The organism is Klebsiella pasteurii, from assembly GCF_018139045.1.
Lineage (GTDB): Bacteria > Pseudomonadota > Gammaproteobacteria > Enterobacterales > Enterobacteriaceae > Klebsiella > Klebsiella grimontii.
Window position 1 is genome coordinate 364,724 of record NZ_CP073236.1, and the last position, 26,375, is coordinate 391,098.

Genomic DNA, 26,375 nt, shown 5'->3' on the forward strand with positions numbered 1-26,375 from the left:
TGTAGCCCGGACAGGCGCAACGCGTCGCCTCCGGGAAGCTCATGCAAGAACTCCCGGAGGCGGTACTGTGTACCTGTTCGGGCTACACGTTCTTGCGTTCGATAGTTTGTTCGCCCCAGAACAGGGAGTCTTTGTCCGTTTTAGCGAAGGCGAGGGGCAGGACTTCATCGCTGCCTTCCTCCCAGATTTTCTCCGCCAGCTTTTCATCGTAATGGGCTAATTCAAAAATCGCCTCGGCAATTTCAGGAGACGTATTGCGCAGACTTGCCCACTCACCGACGCGATGGGCCTTTGCTTCTTGATTCGGCATGCTTTCCTCCTGCTGAAGATTAACCGTGTAGTTTTACTGCCAGGCCAGCAACGTGCTCTCCCTGATAACGGGCAATCGCCAGCTCCTCTTCGCTCGGCTGACGCGAGCCGTCGCCGCCGGCGATGGTGGTGGCGCCGTAAGGCGTACCGCCGCGAACCTGCGAGACATCAAATAGCTCCTGGGCGCCGTAGCCGATCGGCACAATAATCATCCCGTGGTGCGCAAGGGTGGTCCAGGTTGAGGTAATGGTTTGTTCCTGGCCGCCGCCGGTGCCGGTTGAGCTGAACACGCTGGCCAGCTTGCCGTACAGCGCGCCGGATGCCCACAGGCCGCCGGTCTGATCGAGGAAGGTGCGCATTTGTCCGGACATATTGCCGAAACGGGTAGGGGTACCAAAGATGATGGCGTCGTACTCCGCCAGCTCCTGCGGCGTGGCGACGGGCGCGTTTTGCGTTTTCCCGCCTGCTTTGGCAAACACCTCTGCCTGCATGGTTTCCGGTACGCGCTTCACGACCACTTCAACGCCATCTACCTTGTTTGCCCCTTCGGCGACGGCATGCGCCATGGTCTCGATGTGTCCGTACATAGAATAATAAAGCACCAGTATACGTGGCTTGCCGCGTAGTTCAGATGATGACATGTGTGTTATCCTTATGTAATCGTTTTTGGAGAAATCAAAATTGGAACTGTTAGTTCAGTATGTCAGATGGAGCACATCAGAGCAGGATTCAGGCGATTCGTTGCGTCGTCAGAACTCCATGTTCGACAACTTCTATAAAAAGCATAGTCATAAATTCTACACTTCGCCTACACATCGTTATGTAGACAAAGGGAAATCAGGCTTCCATCAGAAACACAAAGCAGATGGCGAGTTTAAACGGATGTTTGACAACGTCATGAACGGGACTATCAAGGCGGGTAGTGTCATTGCCTGTGAAGGTTTCGACCGTATGTCACGCGCAGATAATGACGATGCTGTTGAAGATGTTCGCCAGATTCTGCACAAAGGTGTCGAGATTATTACCTTGTCAGACAACGAGACCTATGATAAATCATCGCTTTCTGACCCGTTCAAACTGATTAAACACATCCTGATAGCGCAACGTGCGCATGAGGAATCCCTTGTCAAACAGCAACGCACATTAGAGGTGTGGAGCGCTAAGACCAAGGAAGCGAAACTGTCAAAGAAACCACTTGGTAAGCAAGCACCCGGTTGGTTAGAACTCAACGAAGAACGAACCGCTTTCTACATCATCCCAGACAAGGCTGAACTTGTTCGTGACATCTTCAAGAAGCGTCTTTCAGGTATGTCGATGTTCGCTGTGACCAAGTGGCTTAACGAGAGCGGGAAGCCTCCCATCAATGACAGGAAGGTTCGTATCTCCAAGACTGCTAAACCGGGCGGAGGAAACTGGTCAGCATTGTCTGTGAAGTGTCTCCTGACATCGCGTGCAACGCTTGGTTACCTTCCTGCAAAAATATCCAAGGAAGACTACAAGACAGTGTTGCGGGAAGAGATTCCTGACTATTATCCGCGCATTGTCGATGACCAGACTTTCTACGCTGTTCAACAGCTCCTGTCAGAAACGGGGAAGGGCAGAATCACCAAAGGCGAGCATTGGCTATATACGAATATCTTCAGGACAATCATCAGGTGTGCCTGCGGTCTTACAATGCAGCCTTCAGGGATTCGCAAACCAAACTATCAAGGAACATATCGCTGTAATGGTATGTCTGAGAAACGTTGTCCCTATGGTGCTGTAAGCCGTAAAACGCTTGATACAGAGCTTTGCAACAGACTCTTCAGCAAGCTGTCACAGCTTTTCGATGAGCATGTTGACGCTACCAGACTGGAAGAGTTGCAGCGTGATATTCAGCGGATTGATGATGAGTTAGCCAAACTGACAGAGACCCTGATTGCACTTCCCAACATCACACAGATTCGTGATGCTCTGGATGCTAAGCATAAAGAGAAAGATTCTGTACTGTTTGAACTCAAACGGGAGAAAGCACGTGTTGATTCTGTTGTTGACATGGATTTGTCCAAATTGAATTTTGAGACTGTCGAAGGTCGAACTGAAGCGCATATCATCATCAAGAAGTTGGTGAGGGAAATTGTCGTCAATAGTCGTGACAAGTTGGTTGATGTCTACCTTCACAACGGTAACGTCATCGAAGGTTTCTCACTCGAAGGGAAATATGACCATACGCTATCCTTCACAGAAGCGACGGACGAAGAGTAACACCGTGAAGTGCTGGATATCATCGGGCAGAACCTGCCAGCGGTTTACAATGCCAATGAGAAAGAATCTGATAGTGGTGTCGATGACAGGGAATTCCCGGAAGTAGAACCTGAACCGGGATATTTACCGGAAGAAGGTAAATAACAGAAACGACAAAACCCGCTCAAAAGGCGGGTTTATTATTTTATAAGCATGTAGGAGTTTCCGATTAGTTTAATGGTGCTTATGTAGATGTTTGCCAGCAGTTTTATTTTCAGGAATTCAAGTGCAGCTTTCTGGAAGCTGACAATCTCGCAATCTTGCCCGTAATTAATCAGCAGACATTCAATTGCATGGTGAACTTCTTGGAGTTTTGCGGTTGTTTTAATGGCAATGTAATCACCACCAACAATGGCTTCTTCATCAACATCTGCAAGATTACCGTTGGCACGAATGGCATTTATACCCGCTTGTGATTGACGTGAAGGCCCTCCCGACGCAACAGCTGCCAGATGCGGCGGTAGCCAAAACGCCTGCGCTCCAGTGCCAGCTCAGCGATGCGCCCTGATAAATGCGCATCAGCTGTCCGCGGGCAAAAAAATGATGGTAATGATGCGCAGGCCATCGCAGTGGCTCTGATGCAACCGACAATGCAGTTCGTGCCGCCAAAGAGCCCCGAACAGCAGGAAAAACGCTTCTTCATGGGGATGTCCTCATGTGGCTTATGAAGACATTACTAACATCGGGGTGTATTAATCAACGGGGAGCAGGTCACTCTGTTCAATAGCATTGGCAAGTTGCTTTAAACGAGCCGTAGAGTCGGTCATGTAAAAAGAAACCCCGTATAGGTCAAATCCTTCACAGGACGCTCTATACGGGGTTTTTGTCGTTCTATTGGCAATCTGTCACTTCACAATTCTTCTCTCTTACAGCGCGTACAGACGACGATTACGGGCATACTCTTTGTCAAGGTCTCCGTGCTTGTCTTCTGCGATAATGTGTAAACTTCTTAACACCTGTCCACGTGTCGTGATGAGCGTGATTGACGCCCTGTTTCTCGATGAATTCAACAGAAGGCTCTGGAGGTAAGTGTGCGGAAGGAAACTCAGACACTATTGCACCACGCAGAGAGATGTTTGACTGTCGCAATGCTCTTTCCACTTTGGTCAGTCGTCTCTTCGGAGCTTCAACAGGCTTCACCTTCTTCTTTTTACCCATATCTCTACTCCTTTGCAGTACAGAACAGAGAATCGATAATATGTGCATTACTCTTCAGGAAGATGCGAGTCACGCCATTGTCCATCGTCATCAGAGACACATAATAACCATTGTTCATGACATCAATGGAGATGGCACCCTTCGTGACCGTTGTGTTGTGGGTCGTGTAGTAGATATCAACATCATTCGAATAGAAAACACGCTGATTACCATAGTCAACATAGATATCACGGTTCCGTGTTTTATCTGAAAACTGAGACTCACACTCATAAAGGACACTCCCCCGAAGGTCATTCTTCAGGTGGTACTCATCGCGCCAGTCTGAACCCAGAGATGCACCATAACGGTATGCACCAAACAAAGCCGCCACTGCTACAAATCCCGCCACAAATTTATTCAACTTCATGCTATCACCTGTCTTGTATTTTCATCTGAGCATAGCTTTCTATTCACCATCTGAAATTGACCACCGATAATTTCTACAGTCTCACCTGTTGAAAATTCGTCAATTGACAGAAGGGGAGATGTGCTATCACTCACCATCCTTCTTGTCAGAGTCATCTTTCTTCTTCGGAGGAGAGATTTTGTTTATCCAGAGTCTGTCAGCTACGAGCATCAATGCGGCAAGTATTCCCATAGGGATAGTCAGAAGGTCGAACAGGTTTTGAGTATTGATGATAATCATTCGGTGTCACCTCCTTCTACAACGTCAGCGTCTGGGAGATAGAAAGAGCACCGTTGAGACCACGGGATAGACAGGAAGTATTCACGACCTTGACGATGTAGACGCATACACGACCACCACGGACTTCATATTGTGCGTCAAGGTTAGCAGCACGGGCAGGAGCAGAAAGAGCAGCACCAAGGATGACACCAGCGGACAGAGCAAGGCCAATCACGTGACCGCGAGTTAAACGAATGTGTTTCATAAAGCTTACCTATTTTGATTAAAGTTTCATCATTTGGTAAGCCAAGTATTTGATTCTTTACATATCGTGTTTAGGTATGTAAGATGACCAGAATCTTAGCCATTTGCATCACTCCTCGGTTGCGTTATGTGCCAGCCAGTTGACTGGCTATCTTTAAAGATAAGACTTGTGGCGAAGAGTGCAAATGCAACAATCATTTATTTGATTTATAACAAAATTGCAAAAAACGAGGGCTGTTGCAAAAAGATACATCTTTAGTGGCGCCATTTTAGGCTGTCATAAGAGCCGCTTAGCGCGCGCCCGGCGTAATAGCAGCAGTTCTTATACAAAATCTATTTCAGAATGTGACGATATCCCTCCGACGCGGTTTTCCTTCGCTAACCTTAAAAGCACGTGATACGCAACCCGTATCGCGGAGGCCTGAGCCTCGTGTTTCACCTAATGCAGCATGATGTCTAACCTAAATGGAGGTCAGTAATGGCAAACCATCGTGGCGGTGCCGGCAACTTTGCCGAAGACCGTGAAAGAGCATCAGAAGCAGGTCGTAAAGGTGGCCAGCACAGCGGGGGGAACTTTAAAAACGATCCTCAACGCGCATCCGAAGCGGGTAAGAAAGGGGGTAAAAACAGTCATGGTAGCCGCGAAAGCTAGCGTCCCCTGATTGTTTGCTGATGGGGGTTAATCTCCCGGGCCCGACCCCATCACCCTCGCCGCCGACGTCACGTCGGCGGTTTTTTTTCTCTTCGCAGCTGCCGTTGAGCGGGAGGAACGCCCGGCTCACGGCGTAAACGCCTTAACCGGGCTACGGGTTTACCGTTGCCTGCGGACCGGTATCCGGGGCAAGGCGCGTTAAGCGCCGCTTCCGTTAACGGGTCTTCAGGCGTCGCACGCTTTCATACCGGGGTGACGTTGGTTTGCCCGGCCTCACGCGGACGGCGGTTAAGCAGAGCGTGCAGCAGGATCGCGCCGAAGGTGGCCGTACCGATCCCGCCGAGGGTGAAGCCGCCGAGAGAAAGCGCGAAATCGCCCGCCCCCAGCACCAGCGTCACCGCCACCATAATCAGATTCGCGTTCTGGCTCAAATCCACGCGGTTCTGCACCCAAATTCGCGCGCCCGCGACGGCAATCAGGCCAAACACCACAATCGATGCGCCGCCGATCACCGGTCCCGGAATGGTATGGATCAGCGCGCCGAATTTCGGTGAAAATCCAAGCAGCATCGCAATCAGCGCCGCCGCGACGAACACCAGCGTTGAGTACACTTTGGTGACCGCCATTACGCCGATATTCTCCGCGTAGGTGGTCACCCCGCTGCCGCCAACCGAGCCGGAGAGCATCGTTGCCAGTCCGTCGCCGACGAACGCCCGCCCCATATACGGGTCCATATTGCGTCCGGTCATCCCGGCCACCGCCTTCAGGTGACCGAGATTTTCCGCCACCAGAATCACCGCTACGGGGGTGATCAGCATCATCGCCTGGCCGTTAAAGGTCGGGGCGGTTATCTGCGGCAAGCCAAACCACGCTGCCTGCGCAAGCAAGCTAAAATCCAGGGGCTTGCCCAGCCCGAGGCCGTTGGCCAGCAGCGCGTAGAGCGCGCAGGCGATAATCAACCCGACGAGGATCAGCAGCCGCTGCAGCATTCCGCGGGTAAACACCGCCACCAGACCGATGCACAGCACAGTCAGCACCGCCATCCAGCCGTCAAATGGCGTCGCTGATACGCTGCGCACCGCGATTGGCGCGAGGTTAAGACCGATCGCCATGACTACCGCGCCGGTGACTACCGGCGGCATCAGCCGCTCGATCCAGCGGGTGCCGATTTTCATCACCACCAGGCCAATCAGGGTATAAACCAGTCCGCAGAGAATAATCCCGCCCAGCGCGACGCTGAGGTGCGGGTTAAGCCCCTGGCCGTTGAAGCCGGTGACGGCGATCACCACGCCGACGAAGGCGGCGCTGGAGCCCAGGTAGCTCGGCACGCGCCCGCCGGTAACCAAAAAGAACAGCAGGGTGCCGACGCCGGACATCAGGATCGACAGATTGGGATCCAGCCCCATCAGGATTGGCATCAGAACGGTTGCGCCAAACATCGCCACCGCGTGCTGCACGCCCATCACCACGGTTTGCCCGACCGACAGCCGTTCATCGGGAGCGACGACGCCGGAGGCGGCGGAGGGGGAGGTTAACTGCCAGCGAGGAAAATCGAAGAGAGCCATGATGAGATCCTGGGTTTAGGGTTAACAGGCTGGACGCATCAGCGTGTGGTAGCCGCGGTCGAACCACATCAGTCCGCGCGGTTCCGGATGGCGTACAATCGCCGCCACTTCGCAAAACAGAATGTCATGAGTCCCGACGCTGACGATCTGGCTGATGCGGCAGTCGAAGCTGACCAGCGCCGCTTCCAGACGCGGGCAGCCGGTCGCGCCGGTTTGCCAGTCGGCGGCGGCGAAGCGCTCCGCCATCGGCGTTTTACCGCCGAAAACGTTCGAGAGTTCCTCCTGGCCAGCCGCCAGGGTGTTGACGCACAGTGCCTGGTGCTGGCTGAAGATCGGCCACACCGAGGCGGAGCGATTCAGGCAGACCAGCAGCGTGGGCGGCGCGTCGGTGACGCTGCAGACTGCGCTGGCGGTAAAGCCGGCGCGGCCAGCCGGACCATCAGTGGTGATAATGTTCACCGCCGCCCCGACGTGGGCCATGGCGTCGCGAAAGCTTTGTTTATCGGCAAGAGACATACGGGCTCCTTATGCCAGCTGGCAGGCATCATCAAACGGCAGACGCGGCAGGCGGCCGTACAGCTTGCCGGGATCGCCGTAGCCGATATTGATCAGCAGGTTGCTCTTCCAGGCGCCGTCGGCAAAAAACGCCGCATCGACTTTGTCGCGGTCAAAGCCCGACATCGGGCCGGTGTCCAGGCCCAGTGCGCGGCAGGCGAAAATCAGGTATGCCGCCTGCAGTGAGCTATTGCGAAAGGCGGTTTCCTCCGCCATCTGCGGGCTGGAGGTAAACCAGCTGCGGGCGTCGCCGTGGGGGAACAGCTCCGGCAGCCGATCGTAAAATGCGCGGTCCCAGGCGACGATAGCGGTGACCGGCGCCTGCATGGTTTTCTCGACATTGCCGCTCGACAGGGCCGGGCGCAGCTTCGCTTTGCCTTCCACCGTGCGCACGAAGACGATGCGCGCCGGGGAGCAGTTGGCGGAGGTCGGCCCCATTTTCAGCAAGTCGTAGACTTCACGCAGTTGCTCGTCGCTGACCGGCTTATCCAGCCAGCCGTTGTGGGTTCGGGCCTCGGTAAACAGCGCGGCGCAGGCGGCCGGGCTAATGGCTTCGCTCATAGGTTCTCCTGGGGGACGGGCAGCATCGCGGCCAGCCCGTCGCATAAAATAGGGTTAAAGGTGGCGGTATCGGTGACGTTGCAGGCGTGGCCGCCCCAGGCCATTTCCGCCAGCTGGCTGCCGGGGATTGCCGCCTGAAGCACCCGGGAGCAGGAGGCCGGGACCAGCAGATCGTCAGCGGCGCTGATAATCAGCGTCGGACAGGTTATCGCTGCCGCCCGGCGCGAAAAGTCGGCCTGCTTGAGGGCGTTCAGCCTCTTCAATAGATTCTCTTTGCCCTGGAAATGGCTGATGGCGAGCGCGTCTTCGGCCTCCAGCCGCGGCAGGCGCGAGGCCATCCACTCCGCCGGGTAGAGGAACAGCGGCTGCGCCTCCACCCATGCCTGCGCGCCGCCCGCGTGCAGCAGGCGTTCGCGTACCAGGAAGCAGCGGCGGGTATGCGGGGAGAGCGTCAGCCAGCCATTTACCAGTACCAGGGCGCTTACCGCTGCGGGATAGTCCAGCGCCAGCTGTAGGCCAATCAGCGCGCCCAGGGCGTGGCCGACCAGCGCAAAACGTTCGATTCCCGCCGCCTGCAGCGCCGCGTTAAGCTCCTGCGCCATGGCCGCCATGCTGTAGCCTGTCGGCAGCGGGCCGCCGTTTTCGCCGGTGCCGTTATGGTCATAGCTCACCAGCTGATAGTGCGGTTCGAGCGCCGCCCGCTGCGGTAGCCAGTAGCCGCCCGCACCGCCGAGCCCGGCGCTCAGAACCACCACCGGCGCGCCCGGATAAGGCGCCGGGGAGATGTTCAGCTTCATCATGCCGGTTTCCCGATATGCGCGACGGTCGCTATCTCCACCAGCGCATCGGGCTTCACCAGCCCGCACTGAATGCAGAAACGCGCCGGTTTGTCGCCGGGGAAGAACTCCGCGTAGACCTCATTAATCGCGGCGTAGTTTTTCCAGTCGGTGATAAAAATGCTGTTGAACGTCACATCCGCCATACTGCCCCCCGCCGTCTCGATAACGCTCTTGATGGTTTCCAGCACGTGGCGGGTTTGCGCCTTTGGGTCGCCGATATACACCACGTTGTTTTGCTTATCGAACGGCAGGGTGCCGGAGACGTAAACCACGCCGTCGGCCAGCGTGCCCGGGACAAATGGGGCGATAGGCGTGGTGGTGCCTGGCGGAATAATCACCTGTTTAGGCATAACGTTTCTCCTCGGAAAAGGCGCGCGGCGCGGCGGGCTCAAGGGCGGTACAGAAGCTGGCGACATCGCTGACCCAGCCAAAGAAGGTTTCAATATTGAACAGCGCGGCCTGCTGGGCGAACGCTGGACCGGCCTGATGGGTGGCGTCCTCCAGCACGATGCCGAAATATTCGAGGAAGAAGCCGTCGCGCAGGGTTGATTCCACGCAGACGTTGGTGGCAATACCGGTAAACACCAGATGGCGGATGCCGCGGCTGCGCAGGATACTGTCGAGCGCGGTGTTAAAGAAGCCGCTGTAGCGCGGTTTCGGCAGCACGATATCGCCTGGCAGCGGTTTCAGCTGATCGACCAGCTGGTAGTCCCAGCCGCCTTTTGCCAGCAGCTTACCCTGCAGCTCCGGGTTCTTACGCATGGTTTTCAGCGCGTTGGATTTATGAAAATTCGGCGAGCCGGGGCCGCCTGCTTCTACGTACTGGTCGTCCCAACCGTTCTGGAACCAGATAATCAGCATCCCGGCGGCACGCGCGGCGGCCACGGCGAGGTTGATATTGTCGATAACCGGTCGGGTGGCGGAAACGTCAAATCCGGCGAGGTCGAGATAGCCGCCCTGGCTGGCGTAGGCGTTCTGCATATCGACGACGATCAGCGCGCTCTGCTGCGGCGCGAAGGTCAGGGATTCCGGGCGAGCGGGTAGGGTAATCATCAGGCAACCTCTTGAGTCATGGTGGCGATATGGTCGCGGCAGCGCATCAGCGGCTGAATGCGCTGACCAAAAGCTTCAATTCCGATCAGGAAATCATCAAACGTCAGCAGCACGCCGTCGGTGCCGGGAACTGCCGCCACTTCGTCGAGCATGCGGGCGACGCTGGCGTAAGAGCCGACAAGGGTACCCATGTTGATATTGACCGCCGAGGTGGGGTCGGCCATCTGGCGCACGTTGGTGTCGCTGCCGGAACGGGTGTCTTTCTGGCTCTGTTCGGTAAGCCACGCCAGCGCCTCGTCATCGGCGCCGGCTTTGTAATGATCCCATTTGGCGCGGGCCGCCTCGTCGGTCTCGTCGGCGATCACCATAAACAGGACGTAGGAGCCGACGTCGCGGCCGGTTTTTTCCGCCGCCTGCATCATGCGCGCGGCGGTGGGGGCGAAGGCGGCTGGGGTGTTGACCCCTTTACCGAAGCAGAAGTTGTAGTCCGCGTGCTGGGCGGAGAACGCCATACCGGCATCGCTTTGCCCGGCGCAGATCACTTTCATCGGCTGCGACGGCTGCGGGCTGACGCGACAGTCGTTCATGGTGAAGTAGTCGCCCTTAAAGTCGCTACGCCCGGTCCCCCACAGGTCGCGCAACACCCGGACATATTCGGTGAGATAGTCGTAGCGGCTGGCGAAGTAGTCGTCGCCCGGCCACATACCCATCTGCTCGTATTCCGGTTTTTGCCAACCGGTCACCAGATTGACGCCAAAGCGGCCGCCGGAAATGGAGTCGATGGTCGAGGCCATGCGGGCGACGATCGCCGGTGGCAGCGTCAGCGTGGCGGCGGTGGCGTAGATCTGAATGCGCGAAGTGACGGCAGCCAGCCCGGCCATCAGGGTGAAGGACTCCAGATTATGATCCCAGAATTCGGTCTTACCGCCGAAGCCGCGCAGTTTAATCATCGACAGCGCGAAATCGAAGCCGTAGTGTTCGGCTTTTTGCACGATGGCCTTATTCAGCTCAAACGTCGGCATGTACTGGGGAGCATGGGTGGAAATCAGCCAGCCGTTATTACCAATCGGAACGAAAACACCAATTTTCATACCTACCTCTCTGCATGTCGTTGAACAAGAAGGCGCGCGGCGCTGCATCCTGCATCTCCCTCAATCACCTCGCCTGAAAAATAAAGCAAAGGCGATGCCAGTTTTACAAAGGCTAATGTTATTAATGTGTTACTGGATGGTTGCCGAAAATAGCAGCAATAAAAGTGGACTGAATGGTCAAAATCGGTGCACGAAAAAACCGCAGTCGTGCGCAATCAGGGTGCAGAGAGTCGTGTCGGCGCTGGGCATTTGCTATGCTGATGGCGTGAAAAGAAGGAGATGACGAATGGCACAGGGCAGCGTGAAAAAGATCGGCAAACGTTCACTGGCGGTGAGCGCGAAAAAAGAGGCGATCCTGGCCGCCGCGCTCGATGCGTTCTCGCAGTTTGGTATCCACGGTACGCGGCTTGAGCAGGTCGCCGAGCTGGCCGGGGTATCGAAAACGAACCTGCTCTACTACTACCCGTCGAAAGAGGCGCTGTATATTGCCGTGCTGCAGCAGATTCTGGCTATCTGGCTGGCGCCGCTGAAGGCCTTTCGCGAAGATATCAGTCCGCTGGTGGCTATCGGCGAATATATTCGCCTCAAGCTGGAGGTGTCCCGCGATCACCCGCAAGCGTCAAGGCTGTTCTGCCTGGAGATGCTGCAGGGCGCGCCGCTGCTGATGGGCGAACTGACCGGCGATCTGAAAGCGCTGGTGGATGAAAAGTCGGCGATTATTTCCGGCTGGGTCGAGAGCGGCCGGCTGGCGCCGGTTGACCCGCAGCATCTGATCTTTATGATCTGGGCGACCACACAGCATTACGCCGATTTCGCCACTCAGGTTGAGGCGGTAACCGGCGCGACGCTGCGCGATGAGACGTTTTTTCAGCAAACCGTCGATAATGTCCAGCGGATGATTATTGAAGGGATCCGTGTGCGTTAATTGGCGGGCGGCAGCGGGCAGCTCTGATCGCCATCCTCGCACTGCAGCAGCGAGGCGAGGAACGACTCGCGCTCGACGGTTTTATCGGACATGCACTGGTTGATCAGCATCGGCTGTACGCTGCCGCCCTCAGCGCCGGAGGCGAGGAACTGACAGTCGGCGTCGCGTAGCGCAATCCACGATAGCTGCGCTTTTTTCAGCAATTCCTGCTGCTTGCCGGAGGCGCGCTTCAGCGCTTCCTGATACGTTTCATTTAATTTTTTGTCGTCAGCTTGGTACTGCGCGGCGGTGCACTGGTTCATTTCCGTTTGATTGCTGGCGTTGCTGCATTCGTCCGCCAGCGCATGGGTGCTTGCCAGCAGCGCGGCAAAAGCGAGTAAAGTGCGTTTCATTGGTCAACTCCCATAAAAAAAGCTCCCGTCCGGGAGCCTTAATTAACCACAGCCTGCGTCTGGTGTCATTAGCTGACATCGTGCCGTCTGCTTTCCCGGGGCCGGCGCAAAGCGCTTTGCCCGGGCTACAGGTACGCGCGGCCTGCGTTGGGGTAGCCCGGGTAAGGCATCAGCCGCAACCCGGGAAGCAGGCTTAGCCAATCGTCATCAGGCTGGCGTTGCCGCCGGCCGCGGCGGTATTGACGCTGAGCGAACGTTCAATATAGAGGCGCTCCAGCAGCAGATTGCTCTCGCCGCGGGCGAAGCCCTGCACCGAAACGATCGCGCCATCGCGCGCCGCTACCTGTTCGCACAGCTCCCGCAGCTGATCGGAATCGCCGTGGTAGATAACCGCATCGAAAGGCTCGGTCGTCAGGGTTTCCGCTTTAGCGAAGTGGATCCGCTCGCTGACCTCTCGCGGCAGCTTTTTCGCCAGCTCGCGCTGCAGAGGGGCGTCCGGCCACAGCACTTCGCAGCCAACGGCGGTCACGCCCGCCAGCTGGGTGAGCGCATCCTGCTCATTATCGGCCACGCACAGCACCCGGTCGCGCGGCATAAAGGTCAGGGTGTTGCGCTCGCCGGTTGGCCCCGGCAGCAGACGCTGGGTTCCGGCCTGCGCCTGCTCGCTGAACTGCTGGCACAGAGCCTGCAGTTCCGGGCGATCCGCCGCCCACTGCTGTAAAGCGACCAGCGGTTTTTCCAGCAGCGTCTTCAGCTGCGCGTCCAGCGGGTACTCCGCGTCCTGGCGGGCGAGGGTGATCCCGACGGCGTTCTGCGGGCGGCTGGAGAGCAGTCGGTACAGATACAGCGGACCGCCGGCTTTTGGACCGGTACCCGACAGGCCCTCGCCGCCGAACGGCTGCACGCCGACCACGGCGCCGACCATATTGCGGTTGACGTACAGGTTGCCGACGTTGGCGCTGCCGGTGACCTGAGCGATGGTTTCGTCAATACGGGTATGCACGCCGAGGGTCAGGCCGTAGCCGGAGGCGTTGATCTGCTCGACCAGCCCGTCCAGCTCGTTGCGGTTATAGCGCACCACGTGCAGCACCGGACCGAAGACCTCTTTTTTCAGCTCGTCGAAGCTGTCGAGCTCGATAAGCGTCGGCGGAACGAAAGTGCCGCTGGTCCATTCGCGGGAATCTTCGCCGTTTTCGCGCACCGCCTGGAAGACTTTGCGCCCTTTGGCGCGCAGCGTCTGGATGTGGCGCTCGATATTCTCTTTGGCTTCGGCGTCAATCACTGGCCCGATATCGGTAGTCAGACGGCCCGGGTTACCCATCCGGCACTCGGCCATCGCGCCGCGCAGCATGGTCAGCGTATGGTCGGCGATATCATCCTGCAGGCAGAGTACGCGCAGGGCGGAGCAGCGCTGTCCCGCGCTGTCGAACGCCGAGGCGAGTACGTCAATCACCACCTGCTCGGTTAATGCTGAAGAGTCGACGATCATCGCGTTCATGCCGCCGGTTTCGGCGATCAGCGGCGTCGGGCGGCCCTGAGCGTCAAGCCGGCTGGCGATGTTGCGCTGCAATAGGGTGGCGACTTCGGTAGAGCCGGTGAACATCACGCCGCGTACGCGCTCGTCGGAAGTTAGCGCGGCGCCGACGGTTTCCCCGCGGCCCGGCAGCAGCTGAATAACGCCCGGCGGCACGCCCGCTTCCAGCAGGATAGCCACGCCCTGAGCGGCGATGAGCGGCGTCTGCTCGGCGGGTTTTGCCAGCACGGTATTGCCGGCCGCCAGCGCGGCGGCAATTTGTCCGCTAAAGATCGCCAGCGGGAAGTTCCACGGACTAATACAGACGACCGGGCCCAGCGGGCGATGAGTTTCGTTGTCAAAATCGTTACGCACCTGACCGGCGTAGTAGTGGAGAAAGTCCACCGCTTCGCGCACTTCGGCAATCGCGTTGCTGAAGGTTTTCCCCGCTTCGCGTACCAGGATGCCCATCAGAGTCGGCATCTGGCCTTCCATCAGCACCGCGGCGCGTTCGAGGATCGCCGCGCGCTCCTGCGGCGGGGTGGCGAACCAGATTGGCGCGTTGTTAACCGCGCTGGTCAGCGCCTGCTGAACTTCGTCATCGGTGGCTTCGCGCACGTAGCCGACGATATCTTTTGGCTCCGCCGGGTTCACGACCGCCTGCATTTCGCCTTCGGCCACCGGGTGCTCCAGCATCGGCAGCGCCTGCCATTTATGCAGCGCGCTGTTTAATAACGAGGAGGAGAGTGAGGCCAGACGATGCTCGTTGGCGAGATCCAGGCCGGCGGAATTGCTGCGCGCTTTACCGTAAAGATCGCGCGGCAGCGGGATTTTCGGGTGTGGCAGACCCACCTGACCTTCCTGCTGGGCCAGTTTTTCCACCGCGGCGACCGGGTCGGCAACCAGCTCATCCAGCGGCAGGGTGCTGTCGGCGATACGGTTAACAAATGAGGTGTTGGCGCCGTTTTCCAGCAGACGGCGCACCAGATACGCCAGCAGCGTTTCGTGGGTGCCAACCGGCGCGTAAATACGGCACGGGCGGTTCAGTTTGCCATCGGCGACCTTACCGGTGACCTGCTCGTACAGCGGCTCGCCCATGCCGTGCAGGCACTGGAATTCGTACTGTCCAGGGTAGTAGTTCTGCCCGGCCAACTGATAAATCGCCGCCAGGGTGTGGGCGTTATGGGTCGCGAACTGCGGGTAGATCAGGTTCGGCACCGCCAGCAGCTTTTTCGCGCAGGCCAGATAGGAGACGTCGGTGTAGACCTTGCGGGTATAGACCGGATAGCCTTCAAGGCCGTCCATCTGCGCGCGTTTGATTTCGCTGTCCCAGTAGGCGCCTTTTACCAGACGAATCATCAGGCGACGACGGCTGCGGGTGGCGAGGTCGATCAGGTAGTCAATCACGAACGGGCAGCGTTTCTGGTAGGCCTGGATCACAAAGCCAATCCCGTTCCAGCCCGCCAGCTCCGGCTCAAAGCAGAGTTTTTCCAGCAGATCGAGAGAGATCTCCAGCCGATCGGCCTCTTCGGCGTCAATGTTGATGCCGATATCGTACTGGCGCGCCAGCAGGGTCAGCGACTTCAGGCGCGGGTACAGCTCTTCCATCGCCCGGTCGTACTGGGCGCGGCTGTAGCGCGGGTGCAGCGCGGAGAGCTTAATCGAAATGCCCGGTCCTTCATAAATGCCCCGTCCGTTGGAGGCTTTGCCGATGGCGTGGATCGCCTGCTGGTAGGAGACCATATAGGCCTGGGCATCGTCGGCGGTCAGCGCCGCTTCGCCCAGCATATCGTAGGAGTAGCGGAAGCCTTTGTCTTCCAGCTTGCGGGCGTTGGCCAGCGCTTCGGCGATGGTTTCGCCGGTAACGAACTGCTCGCCCATCAGACGCATCGCCATATCGACGCCTTTGCGGATTAGCGGTTCGCCGCTCTTGCCGATAATGCGGTTCAGCGAGCGCGACAGGCTGGTTTCGTTATGGGTCGAGACCAGCCTGCCGGTAAACAGCAGTCCCCACGTGGCGGCGTTGACGAACAGCGACGGGCTGCGGCCGATATGCGACTGCCAGTTGCCGTTGCTGATTTTGTCGCGGATGAGGGCATCGCGGGTGGCTTTGTCCGGAATGCGCAGTAGGGCTTCCGCCAGGCACATTAGGGCCACGCCTTCCTGCGAGGAGAGCGAGAACTCCTGCAGTAGGCTCTGAACCATTCCGGCGCGGCCGCTGGCGGTTTTCTGATTGCGCAGCTTTTCCGCCAGCTGATACGCGAGCTTGTGCGCCTGTTCGCCGAGAGTCTGCGGCAGGCGAGCCTGCTCCAGCAGCATCGGTACGGCGTCGGTTTCGGCCCAGCGCCAGGCGGCGGTGATCGACGCGCGGGAAACGGACTGCGGCAGGATCTGCTCGGCGAAATCGAGGAAGGGCTGATAAGGTTCGTCAGCCGGGTTACCGGCCTCATCGCTTTCGTTGGCCGCGCCTGACAGCAGCGCCGGCAGCTCCGGCAGCGTCTCGTCGTTTTCCAGCTTTTCCAGATAGTTGAAAATGGCCTGTTTAATCAGCCAGTGCGGCGTGCGGTCAATACGGCTCGCCGCGGATTTAATGCGTTCGCGCGTCGCGTCGTCAAGTTTTACACCCATGGTGGTGGTGCCCATGTCAGGAACTCCTGTAATAGAACGTCTTCGTGCCAAGATGAGGTTGCGTAGAAATATCTACCATGTTGCAACTTTGTGCAACCTTGTTAATTGATAAATGTGTGGCAGGTAGTAAAACGCCGGTAATGTTAAAAATAATGACGAAAATAGCAGGTATTTATCCCCTGTCTAATAAGGTATTTCTATGCGTCAGTTAACACTTTTGCGTGGTGCAACCGTTAAAAACGTGAGAGAGTGCAACCTATAACAAAATGAAGTTTGGTCCTGGAAGCATTTCGTGTAAATGCTGTGTTAAATCGTTTGTGAAAAAACAAAGCTTCCGTCAGGATACGGTCGCCCAATACAACCAATAGGCCATTGCCCCGTTCCGGTAGTGGATAAAACGACAAATTTGGACGCTGTCGACAAAAATTCTGGAGATTTTTACATGGCTATTAGCACACCCATGTTGGTGACTTTTATTGTTTATATTTTTGGCATGGTACTCATCGGTTTTATTGCATGGCGTTCGACAAAGAACTTTGATGATTATATTCTCGGCGGCCGCAGCCTTGGCCCATTCGTCACCGCGCTCTCCGCCGGGGCCTCAGATATGAGCGGCTGGCTGCTGATGGGGCTGCCGGGGGCGATATTTATTTCCGGTATTTCCGAAAGCTGGATTGCCATTGGCCTGACGTTAGGCGCATGGATTAACTGGAAGCTGGTGGCGGGGCGTTTGCGGGTGCATACCGAGGCGAATAATAACGCCCTGACGCTGCCGGATTATTTTACCGGCCGCTTTGAAGATCAAAGCCGCGTGCTGCGAATTATCTCGGCGCTGGTGATTTTGTTATTTTTCACCATCTATTGCGCTTCCGGTATTGTGGCCGGCGCGCGTCTGTTTGAAAGCACCTTTGGCATGAGCTACGAAACCGCGCTGTGGGCTGGCGCGGCGGCAACCATTATTTATACCTTTGTCGGCGGCTTCCTCGCGGTGAGCTGGACCGATACCGTTCAGGCCAGCCTGATGATATTCGCCCTGATCCTGACGCCGGTGATGGTGGTGATTTCCGTCGGCGGTTTTGGCGATTCCCTGGAAGTGATTAAGCAAAAGAGCATCGAGAACGTTGATATGCTCAAGGGCCTGAACTTCGTGGCGATTATTTCGCTGATGGGCTGGGGGCTGGGCTATTTTGGTCAGCCGCATATTCTGGCGCGCTTTATGGCGGCGGATTCGCATCACAGCATCGTTCACGCTCGTCGCATCAGCATGACCTGGATGATCCTCTGCCTGGCAGGTGCCTGTTCCGTCGGCTTTTTTGGTATTGCGTACTTCAATAACAACCCGGCCCTTGCCGGTGCGGTTAATCAGAACGCCGAACGCGTCTTTATCGAACTGGCGCAAATTCTCTTCAATCCATGGATTGCCGGGATCCTGCTGTCGGCGATCCTGGCGGCGGTAATGTCGACCCTGAGCTGCCAGCTGCTGGTGTGCTCCAGCGCGATTACCGAAGATCTGTATAAAGCGTTTTTGCGTAAAAATGCCGGTCAGAAAGAGCTGGTATGGGTAGGACGCTTTATGGTGCTGGTCGTCGCGTTAATTGCGATCGCCCTGGCGGCCAACCCGGAGAACCGCGTACTGGGCCTGGTAAGCTACGCATGGGCAGGCTTTGGCGCGGCGTTTGGCCCGGTAGTGCTGTTCTCGGTGATGTGGTCACGAATGACCCGTAACGGCGCGCTGGCCGGGATGATCATCGGCGCGGTCACGGTCATCGTCTGGAAGCAGTTCGGCTGGCTGGGCCTGTATGAAATCATCCCTGGCTTTATCTTTGGTAGCCTGGGGATTGTGGTCGTCAGCCTGCTGGGTAAAGCGCCTTCCGCCGAGATGCAGCGACGCTTTGCCGAAGCGGACGCCCATTATCACTCCGCGCCGCCGGTGCGCGCGACCGCCGAGTAAGCCCCTGCAACCCCATCAAGCCCGCGCTCTGCGGGCTTTGTTATTTATGCCTCTTGCTAATCGTTTGAAAATACGCTGATATCTCAGCACAAATAACAATGAGGGTAGCGAAATGAGTTTCAGACAGGGTGCAGTGGCGCTGGTGCTGGCAGGATTATTGAGCGGCTGCGTAGCGCCTGCCGCGAAGACCACCCCGGCGGTCGATGCAAACGCCTGCCCGGCGGATAACGCGATGGTGCAAACCACGCTTTATTTCGGCTTAAGCCGTCCGGCCGGGAAGGATATCACCGCTCAGGAGTGGCAGCAGTTCGTTGACCGCGACGTGACGCCGCGCTTTCGTGATGGTCTGACGGTCTTTGACGCGCGCGGGCAGTGGCTGGGCAATGACGGTACCGTGGCGCGCGAGCAGAGCAAGGCGCTGATGCTGATTCACGGTAAAGATGCGAAGAGCGAAGAGGGGATTGAGGCGCTGCGCACTACCTATAAATCACGCTTTGCGCAGGAGTCGGTGATGCGCGTTGACCAGCCGGTGTGCGTACATTTTTAACTTGAATCCGATGACATTCCCGGGTAAGGCGCTCTGCGCCGCCCCCGGGATAACTGGCCAAACGCGCTTCGGTTACAGTACCAGTCCCGCAAAGCTGGCGGAGAGCAGGCTGACCAGCGTTGCGCCATACACCAGGCGCAGACCGAAGCGGGAAACGATATTCCCCTGTTGCTCATTCAGGCCTTTAATTGCCCCGGCGATAATGCCGATAGAGGCAAAGTTGGCGAAGGAAACCAGAAACACAGATAAAATTCCCAGCCCGCGCGGCGTCATACTGGCGGCTATTTTTTGCAGCTCAATCATGGCGACAAATTCATTGGCCACCAGTTTCGTCGCCATAATACTCCCGGCATTCAGCGCATCGCTAAGCGGAATACCAATCAGCCACGCCAGCGGATAAAAGACGTAGCCAAGGATCTGCTGGAAGCTCAGGCCAAATATCGTGGCGAATAGGGCATTAATCGCGCTAATTAAGGCGATAAAACCAATCAGCATCGCCAGAATAATCATCGCGACTTTAAAACCGGCCAGAATATATTCACCGAGCATTTCAAAGAAACTCTGCGACTCATGCAGTTTTTCAAGCTTGATCTCCTCCTCGCTGCCCGGACGCGTCGGGTTAATGATCGACAGCACAATAAAGGTGCTGAACATATTCAGGATCAGCGCGGCGACGACGTATTTCGCGTCGAGCATACTCATATAAGCGCCGACGATGGAGAGCGAAACCGTCGACATCGCGGTGGCCGACATGGTGAACAGGCGGCGTGAAGAGAGGTCGCCGAGCACGCCTTTATAGGCAATAAAGTTCTCTGATTGACCGAGGATCAGCGAACTGACCGCGTTGAAGGACTCCAGCTTACCCATTCCGTTAACCTTTGACAGCAGGGTGCCAATCAGGCGAATGAAAATCGGCAGAATACGCCAGTGCTGAAGAATACCGATGAGCGCGGAGATAAAGACGATGGGGCACAGCACGCCAAGGAAAATAAACGCCAGTCCTTTTTCACTCATGCCGCCAAATACAAAATTGGTACCTTCGGCGGCAAAACCGAGTAGGGACTCAAAAAAGGAAGCGATATTTTTCACTAGCCACAGGCCGCTTTCGGCGTGGAGAAAAAAGAAAGCCAGGGCAACTTCAATAACAATTAACTGGATAATATAGCGAATGCGGATTTTTTTACGGTCATAGCTGGCAAGCCAGGCAAGGGCGAGGATAACCACCAGCGCCAGCAGGAAGTGCAAGAATTGAGTCATGTCGTTTATTTCGCAGGTCAATAAGGCCGCCATTTAGCCACAGCTGGGCTGCCGGGTAAATATCTGGCGCTAAAAATCCCGTCCGCCTGACCCGTGGGGCCAGGGCTGCGAGATAATCGCGCAAGTCATTATTTGTTCGCGACTAATTTACAAATCGTCATCATTCACTCCACATTTCACTTGTGTTTCTGATTATTGTAATGATAATCACTATCAGAAATATTTACCTATCTTTGCATCAGTTGACTGCGGTTCACATTTAAGGGTGTTGGCATGTTTGTCCCATTTCTCATCATGTTACGTGAAGGCCTGGAAGCTGCGCTGATTGTCAGCCTGATTGCCAGCTATCTGAAACGCACCCAGCGCGGCAGCTGGATTGGCGTAATGTGGATTGGGGTGCTGCTTGCGGCGGCGCTGTGCCTGGGCCTGGGAATCTTTATCAACGAAACCACCGGCGAGTTTCCGCAGCGCGAGCAGGAGCTGTTTGAGGGCATCGTGGCGGTGGTGGCGGTGTGCATTCTGACGTGGATGGTGTTCTGGATGCGTAAAGTGTCGCGCAACGTCAAACAGCAGCTTGAGCAGGCGGTCGATAATGCCCTCCAGCGCGGGAATAATCACGGCTGGGCGCTGGTGATGATGGTCTTTTTCGCCGTCGCGCGTGAAGGCCTGGAATCGGTCTTTTTCCTGCTCGCCGCCTTCCAGCAGGATGTCGGGATCTGGCCGCCCATTGGGGCGATGCTCGGTCTGGCGACGGCCATCGTTTTAGGGTTCCTGATCTACTGGGGCGGTATCCGCATGAATCTCGGCGTCTTCTTCAAATGGACCAGCCTGTTTATTTTGCTGGTGGCCGCTGGCCTCGCCGCGGGAGCTATCCGCGCCTTCCATGAGGCCGGATTGTGGAACCACTTCCAGGAGGTCGCCTTCGACCTGAGCAACGTCATTTCGACGCACACGCTATTCGGCACGCTGCTGGAGGGGATCTTTGGCTATCAGGAAACGCCGACCGTCAGCGAAGTGGCGGTCTACTTTATCTATTTGATCCCGGCGCTGGCGCTGTACGTCTCGCCGCCGGGTAAAAAAACCACCGCATCCCGGGCAGCGTAGTCGGGCATCGCGGATTGCAATAGTGACAACATACTTATCGAAAGGGATGGTCATGATGAATCATTTTCGTCGTAATGCGCTGCAGCTTACGCTCGCTGCGCTGTTCAGCTCGGCTTTTTACGCCCAGGCGGCCGATATTCCGCAGGTCAAAGTGACCGTCACCGACAAACAGTGCGAGCCGATGAACGTCACCGTGAAGGCGGGTAAAACCCAGTTCATCATTCAGAACCACAGCCAGAAAGCGCTGGAGTGGGAAATTCTGAAAGGGGTGATGGTGGTGGAGGAGCGGGAGAATATCGCTCCCGGTTTTACGCAAAAGCTGACGGCCAACCTACAGCCGGGCGAATATGATATGACCTGTGGTCTGCTGACCAACCCGAAAGGCAAACTGACGGTGACCGGCGAGGCGACCAAAGATGCCGCCAAAGCCGATGCGCTGCTCAGCCTGGGTGAGGCTATTACCGCCTATAAAGCCTACGTTACCGCCGAGACCGCGGAGCTGGTTAGCGGCACCAAAGCCTTTACCGATGCGGTGAAAGCGGGCGATATCGAGAAGGCGAAAGCGCTGTACGCGCCGACGCGCCAGCACTATGAGCGTATCGAACCGATCGCCGAGCTGTTCTCCGATCTTGATGGTAGCATCGACGCCCGCGAGGATGACTACGAGAAAAAAGCCGAAGATCCGAAATTCACCGGTTTCCACCGGCTGGAAAAAGCGCTGTTTGGCGATAATAGCGTCAAGGGAATGGATAACTATGCCGATCAATTGAACGCCGACGTTCTCGATCTGCAAAAACGCATTAGCGAACTGGCGTTCCCGCCGTCAAAAGTGGTCGGCGGCGCTGCCGGTCTGATTGAAGAAGTGGCCGCCAGCAAAATCAGCGGCGAAGAAGATCGCTACAGCCATACTGACCTGTGGGATTTCCAGGCCAACATTGACGGCGCGCAGAAAATCGTCGACCTGCTGCGTCCGCAGCTGCAGAAAGAGAACAGCGCGCTGCTGGCGAAGGTGGACGCCAACTTCAAAAAAGTGGATACCATTCTCAGCAAATACCGCACCAAAGACGGCTTCGAGACCTATGACAAGCTGACGGATGCCGATCGTAACGCGCTGAAAGGCCCGATCACCACGCTGGCGGAAGATTTGGCCCAGCTGCGCGGGATCCTGGGTCTGGACTAAGTCGATGGCTGAGCAAAAATATGATGTTAATGAACCGTCCCGGCGGCGGTTATTAAAAGGGATCGGCGCGCTTGGCGGCGCGCTGGCGATAACCGGCGGCTGTCCGGTGGCGCACGCGGCAAAAGACAATAGCTCTCCGGGCACGCTGTCACCAAACGCGCGTATGGAAGCGCAGCCGTTTTATGGTCCGCATCAGGCCGGCGTGCTGACGCCGCAGCAGGCGTCGATGATGCTGGTCGCTTTTGACGTGCTCGCCAGCGATAAAGCGGACCTTGAGCGGCTGTTTCGCCTGCTGACCGGGCGTATCGCCTTTCTGACCAAAGGCGGCCCTGCGCCGGATACGCCGAACCCGCGGCTGCCGCCGATGGACTCAGGCATTCTCGGGCCGTGGATCGCGCCGGATAACCTGACGATCACCGTCTCGGTGGGGCATTCGCTGTTTGACGAGCGTTTCGGCCTGGCTAATCAGGCGCCGAAGGCGCTGCAGAAGATGACGCGTTTTCCGAACGATTCGCTGGATGCGGCGCTGTGCCACGGCGATCTGCTGCTGCAAATTTGCGCCAATACCCAGGATACGGTGATTCACGCCCTGCGGGACGTGATTAAGCACACCCCGGATCTGCTCAGCGTGCGCTGGAAGCGGGAAGGGTTCATCTCCGACAGCGCCGCGCGCAGCAAGGGTAAAGAGACGCCGGTGAATCTGCTGGGCTTCAAAGATGGCACCGCGAATCCGATCAGCACCGATAAGGCGCTAATGGATAAGGTGGTGTGGGTTACCGCCGACCAGGGAGAGCCCGCGTGGGCGACGGGCGGCAGCTATCAGGCGGCGCGGATTATTCAGTTCCACGTTGAGTTCTGGGATCGTACGCCGCTGAAAGAGCAGCAGACCATTTTTGGCCGCGATAAGCTGAGCGGCGCGCCGCTTGGGATGCAGCACGAGCACGACGTGCCGGATTACAGCAAAGACCCTGACGGCGATACCATTGCGCTCGATAGCCATATTCGTTTGGCCAATCCGCGCACCCCGGAAACGCAATCCAGCCTGATGATGCGCCGGGGCTACAGCTATTCGCTGGGGGTGACCAATTCCGGGCAGTTGGATATGGGGCTGTTGTTTGTCTGCTATCAGCACGATCTGGAAAAAGGCTTCCTGACGGTGCAAAAGCGCCTGAACGGAGAAGCGCTGGAGGAGTACGTGAAGCCCATTGGCGGCGGCTATTTCTTTGTTCTGCCGGGGGTTATCAACGATCGGCATTATCTTGGGCAATCGTTGCTCGAAGCCTGACGTACCTGCCCGCAAGGGCAGGGCGTTTTCTGCTGTTTTTCCATTCATTTTTTGTATTTCCTGCCTTGTTTCATTTTTCTGTAATCTTATAGTCGGAAACTCTCCTCAGCTGTGATGAGAATTATTTGTTGTCTGTATGTGAAAAATAAGTTGCGCTTAGAATTATTTCTGATGTACTTATTACAGGCGCGGTAGTTCTCGGCAGTAGTCTCGTTTCATTATGGAGATCGCGAATGCCCGATTGCTGTAACGGAAAACGTCAAACCCCAGACCGTACTCATCAGCACGGGAGCCCAACTTCCGGCCGCGATTTTCACACCGCAAAATCCTCCTCCTCTCGCAAAGAAAACCCGAACCCAGGCAAGGTTACCGGTGCGCGTAGCCGTGACCCTCTGCCAATTCGTCAGGCAAGCAATGGCTTACAAGGAAGCCAAACCTCAATCGTTAGTGCGCATAATCGCGTCGATCGTGGCGCGTGTGATGTAAACCAACAACGCAAGGTGCTATCCATGGGAAGACAAAAAGCAGTGACCAGAGCTCGTCGTGAGGCCAAACGTGTGCTGAGACAGGATTCGCGAAGCCATAAGCAGCGCGAAGAAGAATCGGTCACATCGCTTGTGCAAATGAGTGGCGTAGAAGCCATTGGCATGGCGCGGGACAGCCGCGATGCATCGCCAATCGAAGCACGGAATGAGGCTCAGGCGCATTATTTGAATGCCATCGACAATAAACAGCTGATCTTCGCCACGGGCGAGGCCGGGTGCGGTAAGACCTGGATTAGCGCGGCAAAAGCAGCTGAAGCCCTGATCCATAAGGATGTGGACAGAATTATTGTTACCCGTCCCGTTCTGCAGGCCGACGAAGATCTCGGCTTCTTACCGGGAGATATCGCCGAGAAGTTCGCTCCCTATTTCCGCCCGGTTTATGACGTGCTGGTGAGAAGGCTAGGGGCTTCCTTTATGCAGTACTGCCTGCGCCCGGAAATCGGCAAGGTGGAAATCGCGCCGTTCGCCTACATGCGCGGACGTACATTTGAAAATGCGGTAGTGATTCTGGACGAGGCCCAGAACGTGACCGCTGCGCAAATGAAGATGTTTTTGACCCGCCTCGGGGAGAACGTGACGGTTATCGTCAACGGCGATATTACCCAGTGCGACCTGCCTTCTGGAGTCCGCTCGGGCCTGAGCGATGCGCTGGCGCGTTTTGAGGAGGATGAGATGGTCGGTATTGTGCGTTTTACGACCGACGATTGCGTGCGCTCAACGCTTTGCCAGCGCGCGCTGAAAGCCTATTACTGAGTCCTTTTGAGTCTGCAAAGCCCGGGCGACCGGGCTTTGTTTTTAGCGCACTACAGAAGAGCCTGCAGCGAGGGGCTGGCCATCGTTGCTTCAAAAGGAACGATCTCGACTTTCGCTACGCCCGATTGCTGAAACGGATCCTGGCTCAGCCAGTTTTGCAGCGCATCCAGATCATCGCCTTTAGCCAGAATCACGCCGCCGGACCTGGGGATTTTACGCCCCGAAGCGAGAAATATTCCGTCAGCGTACCCTTGCTTCAGCCACTCCACGTGTGCAGCAAGCTGGGCGTCAACTTCCTCAAGCGGTTTAACGTAAGTCAGAACAACAACGGCAATGGTGCTCATATTCCTTCCTTAACATTTAAAGGTAACGCTGCAGAAGTTTATCATTAGCGTGGATGGGGTTTCTGGCTTTTTTCATCACGTTATCCAGGCGCGCTACAAACGAAAATAACGGCGGTTTACTGCTATAGAGCGGATAATTGTTGCTGACCTATAGCTCAAAATGTCCAGGTGATTGCCGCCGTTACGGAACCTTCATTGCGCCGGGAGACGAGCGGGCTGTCAGCGGCGTGTTCCCCGAGCCAGCTATAGCCGGCGCTGAGCGTGGAACCCCAATGCTCGTCATATTGATGGCTCCAGGTCAGCGCGTTATCGATGCCGTAAAATCCGCCGGCTGAGCGATAGGGGCGATAGCCGGAACGGAGGCTCTGCTGGTGGTCAACGCCGTAAAACGTATTGACGTACCGGCTGTCGCCAAACAGCGCGGCGGACTTTAAAGCAACGATATCTTGCGTGTTTTGAACCAGCAGGAGGGTGGCGGAAGTTTGATAATGCACGCCTTGGGCGTCGGTGAGCGGAAGTGTAGCCTTGCCTTCAACGGTGAGCCACGGCGTGACCGACCAGCCGACGGCAAAGGCGGTATTCATGGTGGCTTTAATATTACCCATCCCCTTCAGCGTATTAGCCCCATCGCGCCAGCTCGAGTTTTTTTCCGCTCGCCCGAGGTCGTAACCGAGCGTGTGCTCGAAGTAGAGGCCGCTGTCGCCTGACAGGTCGTAGCCTATGCCTTTTTGGCTATCAATAAAGAAAGCGCCTTTCCGACCCTGTATTACGGGAACCACCTGCCAAATCTGCTTGTCAGAACCGCTGTAACGAGGCGCGTACTTTCCCCCCACCCCGATAGTCAGCCCATCGGAAGGCGCGGCGGCTTCATCGGCGCGCGCGCCGGGCGTTATCACCATTAAAAACGGCACGACCATATACGGCGAAATTTTTCTGGCTATCATACTGTTCTCCATA

General features: G+C 56.7%; 27 protein-coding genes and 2 pseudogenes. 11 read left to right on the top strand and 18 right to left on the bottom strand.

The genetic code is table 11. The annotated features are described in order from the left end of the window. Positions 1–82 precede the first annotated feature (82 nt). Together KCG39_RS01585 and wrbA are read right to left on the bottom strand one after the other, a co-directional pair. A complete protein-coding gene (locus tag KCG39_RS01585; RefSeq protein WP_004131277.1) occupies positions 83–310 on the bottom strand; it encodes a YccJ family protein in 228 nt (75 codons plus the stop codon). 19 nt (positions 311–329) lie between these two features. Next, positions 330–950 carry an NAD(P)H:quinone oxidoreductase gene (wrbA, locus tag KCG39_RS01590; RefSeq protein ID WP_142467737.1) on the bottom strand — a complete coding sequence of 207 codons (621 nt, stop codon included), beginning with the start codon at positions 948–950 and terminating at the stop codon, positions 330–332. 40 nt (positions 951–990) lie between these two features. On the opposite strand from wrbA, the gene KCG39_RS01595 reads away from it, so the two are divergent. Beyond that, positions 991–2,553 carry a recombinase family protein gene (locus KCG39_RS01595; RefSeq protein WP_142467736.1) on the top strand — a complete coding sequence of 521 codons (1,563 nt, stop codon included), beginning with the start codon at positions 991–993 and terminating at the stop codon, positions 2,551–2,553. 9 nt (positions 2,554–2,562) lie between these two features. After that, on the top strand, positions 2,563–2,697 hold the full coding sequence (locus tag KCG39_RS27885) for a hypothetical protein (protein WP_259474236.1): 135 nt from the start codon (positions 2,563–2,565) through the stop codon (positions 2,695–2,697). Between the two features lie 298 nt (positions 2,698–2,995). On the opposite strand, the pseudogene KCG39_RS01600 reads toward KCG39_RS27885, so the two are convergent. Beyond that, positions 2,996–3,115 (bottom strand): annotated as a pseudogene (locus KCG39_RS01600) (IS3 family transposase); the annotation flags it as partial. Between the two features lies 1 nt (position 3,116). Here KCG39_RS01600 and KCG39_RS01605 point away from each other — a divergent pair. Next, positions 3,117–3,221 (top strand): annotated as a pseudogene (locus KCG39_RS01605) (IS110 family transposase); the annotation flags it as partial. A 533-nt stretch (positions 3,222–3,754) separates the two neighbouring features. Here the strand turns inward: KCG39_RS01605 and KCG39_RS01610 are convergent. The 3 genes from KCG39_RS01610 to KCG39_RS01620 form a co-directional block, all read right to left on the bottom strand. Beyond that, a complete protein-coding gene (locus KCG39_RS01610; RefSeq protein WP_142467735.1) occupies positions 3,755–4,156 on the bottom strand; it encodes a hypothetical protein in 402 nt (133 codons plus the stop codon). 126 nt (positions 4,157–4,282) lie between these two features. Beyond that, a complete protein-coding gene (locus tag KCG39_RS01615) occupies positions 4,283–4,435 on the bottom strand; it encodes a hypothetical protein (RefSeq protein WP_185910486.1) in 153 nt (50 codons plus the stop codon). A 16-nt stretch (positions 4,436–4,451) separates the two neighbouring features. After that, positions 4,452–4,679: a hypothetical protein gene (locus KCG39_RS01620; protein WP_142467734.1), complete on the bottom strand. Its 228-nt coding sequence runs from the start codon at positions 4,677–4,679 to the stop codon at positions 4,452–4,454. A 477-nt stretch (positions 4,680–5,156) separates the two neighbouring features. Between KCG39_RS01620 and KCG39_RS01625 the strand changes: the two genes are divergently transcribed. Beyond that, complete coding sequence (locus KCG39_RS01625; protein WP_004131287.1) at positions 5,157–5,330, top strand: con-10 family general stress protein; 174 nt, start codon at positions 5,157–5,159, stop codon at positions 5,328–5,330. Between the two features lie 242 nt (positions 5,331–5,572). On the opposite strand, the gene rutG is transcribed toward KCG39_RS01625, so the two are convergent. Genes rutG through rutA form a run of 7 tightly spaced genes read right to left on the bottom strand, consistent with a single transcriptional unit; the run spans position 5,573 to position 10,994 of the window. Beyond that, complete coding sequence (gene rutG, locus KCG39_RS01630) at positions 5,573–6,895, bottom strand: pyrimidine utilization transport protein G (RefSeq protein ID WP_049122997.1); 1,323 nt, start codon at positions 6,893–6,895, stop codon at positions 5,573–5,575. A 21-nt stretch (positions 6,896–6,916) separates the two neighbouring features. After that, positions 6,917–7,411 carry an NADH-dependent FMN reductase RutF gene (rutF, locus tag KCG39_RS01635; protein WP_004131291.1) on the bottom strand — a complete coding sequence of 165 codons (495 nt, stop codon included), beginning with the start codon at positions 7,409–7,411 and terminating at the stop codon, positions 6,917–6,919. Positions 7,412–7,420: 9 nt separating this feature from the next. Further along, complete coding sequence (locus KCG39_RS01640) at positions 7,421–8,011, bottom strand: malonic semialdehyde reductase (RefSeq protein ID WP_004131293.1); 591 nt, start codon at positions 8,009–8,011, stop codon at positions 7,421–7,423. Further along, the gene (gene rutD, locus KCG39_RS01645; protein ID WP_112166300.1) at positions 8,008–8,811 is read right to left on the bottom strand and encodes a pyrimidine utilization protein D; all 804 of its coding nucleotides are present in this window, start codon (positions 8,809–8,811) and stop codon (positions 8,008–8,010) included. The genes KCG39_RS01640 and rutD overlap by 4 nt, the downstream gene beginning before the upstream one ends. Continuing rightward, positions 8,808–9,200: a pyrimidine utilization protein C gene (gene rutC / locus KCG39_RS01650; RefSeq protein ID WP_004131297.1), complete on the bottom strand. Its 393-nt coding sequence runs from the start codon at positions 9,198–9,200 to the stop codon at positions 8,808–8,810. Before rutC ends, rutD begins: the two co-directional genes overlap by 4 nt. Then, entirely contained in the window at positions 9,193–9,903 is a 711-nt protein-coding gene (rutB, locus tag KCG39_RS01655) for a pyrimidine utilization protein B (protein ID WP_004131298.1), read from the bottom strand. The genes rutC and rutB overlap by 8 nt, the downstream gene beginning before the upstream one ends. Beyond that, on the bottom strand, positions 9,903–10,994 hold the full coding sequence (rutA, locus tag KCG39_RS01660; protein WP_211811533.1) for a pyrimidine utilization protein A: 1,092 nt from the start codon (positions 10,992–10,994) through the stop codon (positions 9,903–9,905). The genes rutB and rutA overlap by 1 nt, the downstream gene beginning before the upstream one ends. A 286-nt stretch (positions 10,995–11,280) precedes the next feature. On the opposite strand from rutA, the gene rutR reads away from it, so the two are divergent. Next, positions 11,281–11,919: an HTH-type transcriptional regulator RutR gene (gene rutR / locus KCG39_RS01665; RefSeq protein WP_004131301.1), complete on the top strand. Its 639-nt coding sequence runs from the start codon at positions 11,281–11,283 to the stop codon at positions 11,917–11,919. On the opposite strand, the gene KCG39_RS01670 is transcribed toward rutR, so the two are convergent. Both KCG39_RS01670 and putA read right to left on the bottom strand, forming a co-directional pair. Next, entirely contained in the window at positions 11,916–12,311 is a 396-nt protein-coding gene (locus KCG39_RS01670; protein ID WP_004131302.1) for a lysozyme inhibitor LprI family protein, read from the bottom strand. The two genes, rutR and KCG39_RS01670, sit on opposite strands and share 4 nt — an antisense overlap. A gap of 193 nt (positions 12,312–12,504) precedes the next feature. Continuing rightward, positions 12,505–16,467 (bottom strand): trifunctional transcriptional regulator/proline dehydrogenase/L-glutamate gamma-semialdehyde dehydrogenase, encoded by a 3,963-nt coding sequence (gene putA, locus KCG39_RS01675; protein WP_087829302.1) that lies wholly within the window; start codon positions 16,465–16,467, stop codon positions 12,505–12,507. A gap of 427 nt (positions 16,468–16,894) precedes the next feature. On the opposite strand from putA, the gene putP reads away from it, so the two are divergent. Then, complete coding sequence (gene putP, locus KCG39_RS01680) at positions 16,895–18,403, top strand: sodium/proline symporter PutP (protein WP_004131304.1); 1,509 nt, start codon at positions 16,895–16,897, stop codon at positions 18,401–18,403. 112 nt (positions 18,404–18,515) lie between these two features. Further along, entirely contained in the window at positions 18,516–18,950 is a 435-nt protein-coding gene (locus tag KCG39_RS01685; RefSeq protein ID WP_004131305.1) for a DUF3574 domain-containing protein, read from the top strand. Positions 18,951–19,022: 72 nt separating this feature from the next. Here KCG39_RS01685 and KCG39_RS01690 read toward each other — a convergent pair whose 3' ends face one another. Beyond that, the gene (locus KCG39_RS01690) at positions 19,023–20,207 is read right to left on the bottom strand and encodes a NupC/NupG family nucleoside CNT transporter (protein WP_024359575.1); all 1,185 of its coding nucleotides are present in this window, start codon (positions 20,205–20,207) and stop codon (positions 19,023–19,025) included. A gap of 273 nt (positions 20,208–20,480) precedes the next feature. On the opposite strand from KCG39_RS01690, the gene efeU reads away from it, so the two are divergent. From efeU to phoH, 4 genes are all read left to right on the top strand, one after another. Next, the gene (gene efeU / locus KCG39_RS01695; protein ID WP_004131307.1) at positions 20,481–21,311 is read left to right on the top strand and encodes an iron uptake transporter permease EfeU; all 831 of its coding nucleotides are present in this window, start codon (positions 20,481–20,483) and stop codon (positions 21,309–21,311) included. Positions 21,312–21,363: 52 nt separating this feature from the next. Continuing rightward, the gene (gene efeO, locus KCG39_RS01700) at positions 21,364–22,491 is read left to right on the top strand and encodes an iron uptake system protein EfeO (RefSeq protein ID WP_004131308.1); all 1,128 of its coding nucleotides are present in this window, start codon (positions 21,364–21,366) and stop codon (positions 22,489–22,491) included. 4 nt (positions 22,492–22,495) lie between these two features. Further along, on the top strand, positions 22,496–23,776 hold the full coding sequence (efeB, locus tag KCG39_RS01705; RefSeq protein ID WP_142446122.1) for an iron uptake transporter deferrochelatase/peroxidase subunit: 1,281 nt from the start codon (positions 22,496–22,498) through the stop codon (positions 23,774–23,776). Between the two features lie 509 nt (positions 23,777–24,285). Further along, a complete protein-coding gene (gene phoH, locus KCG39_RS01710; protein WP_032742089.1) occupies positions 24,286–25,074 on the top strand; it encodes a phosphate starvation-inducible protein PhoH in 789 nt (262 codons plus the stop codon). Positions 25,075–25,124: 50 nt separating this feature from the next. Here phoH and KCG39_RS01715 read toward each other — a convergent pair whose 3' ends face one another. Next, the gene (locus tag KCG39_RS01715; protein ID WP_004131314.1) at positions 25,125–25,418 is read right to left on the bottom strand and encodes a YciI family protein; all 294 of its coding nucleotides are present in this window, start codon (positions 25,416–25,418) and stop codon (positions 25,125–25,127) included. 155 nt (positions 25,419–25,573) lie between these two features. Continuing rightward, positions 25,574–26,362 (bottom strand): MipA/OmpV family protein, encoded by a 789-nt coding sequence (locus KCG39_RS01720; protein WP_142467731.1) that lies wholly within the window; start codon positions 26,360–26,362, stop codon positions 25,574–25,576. Between the last annotated feature and the right edge of the window lie 13 nt (positions 26,363–26,375).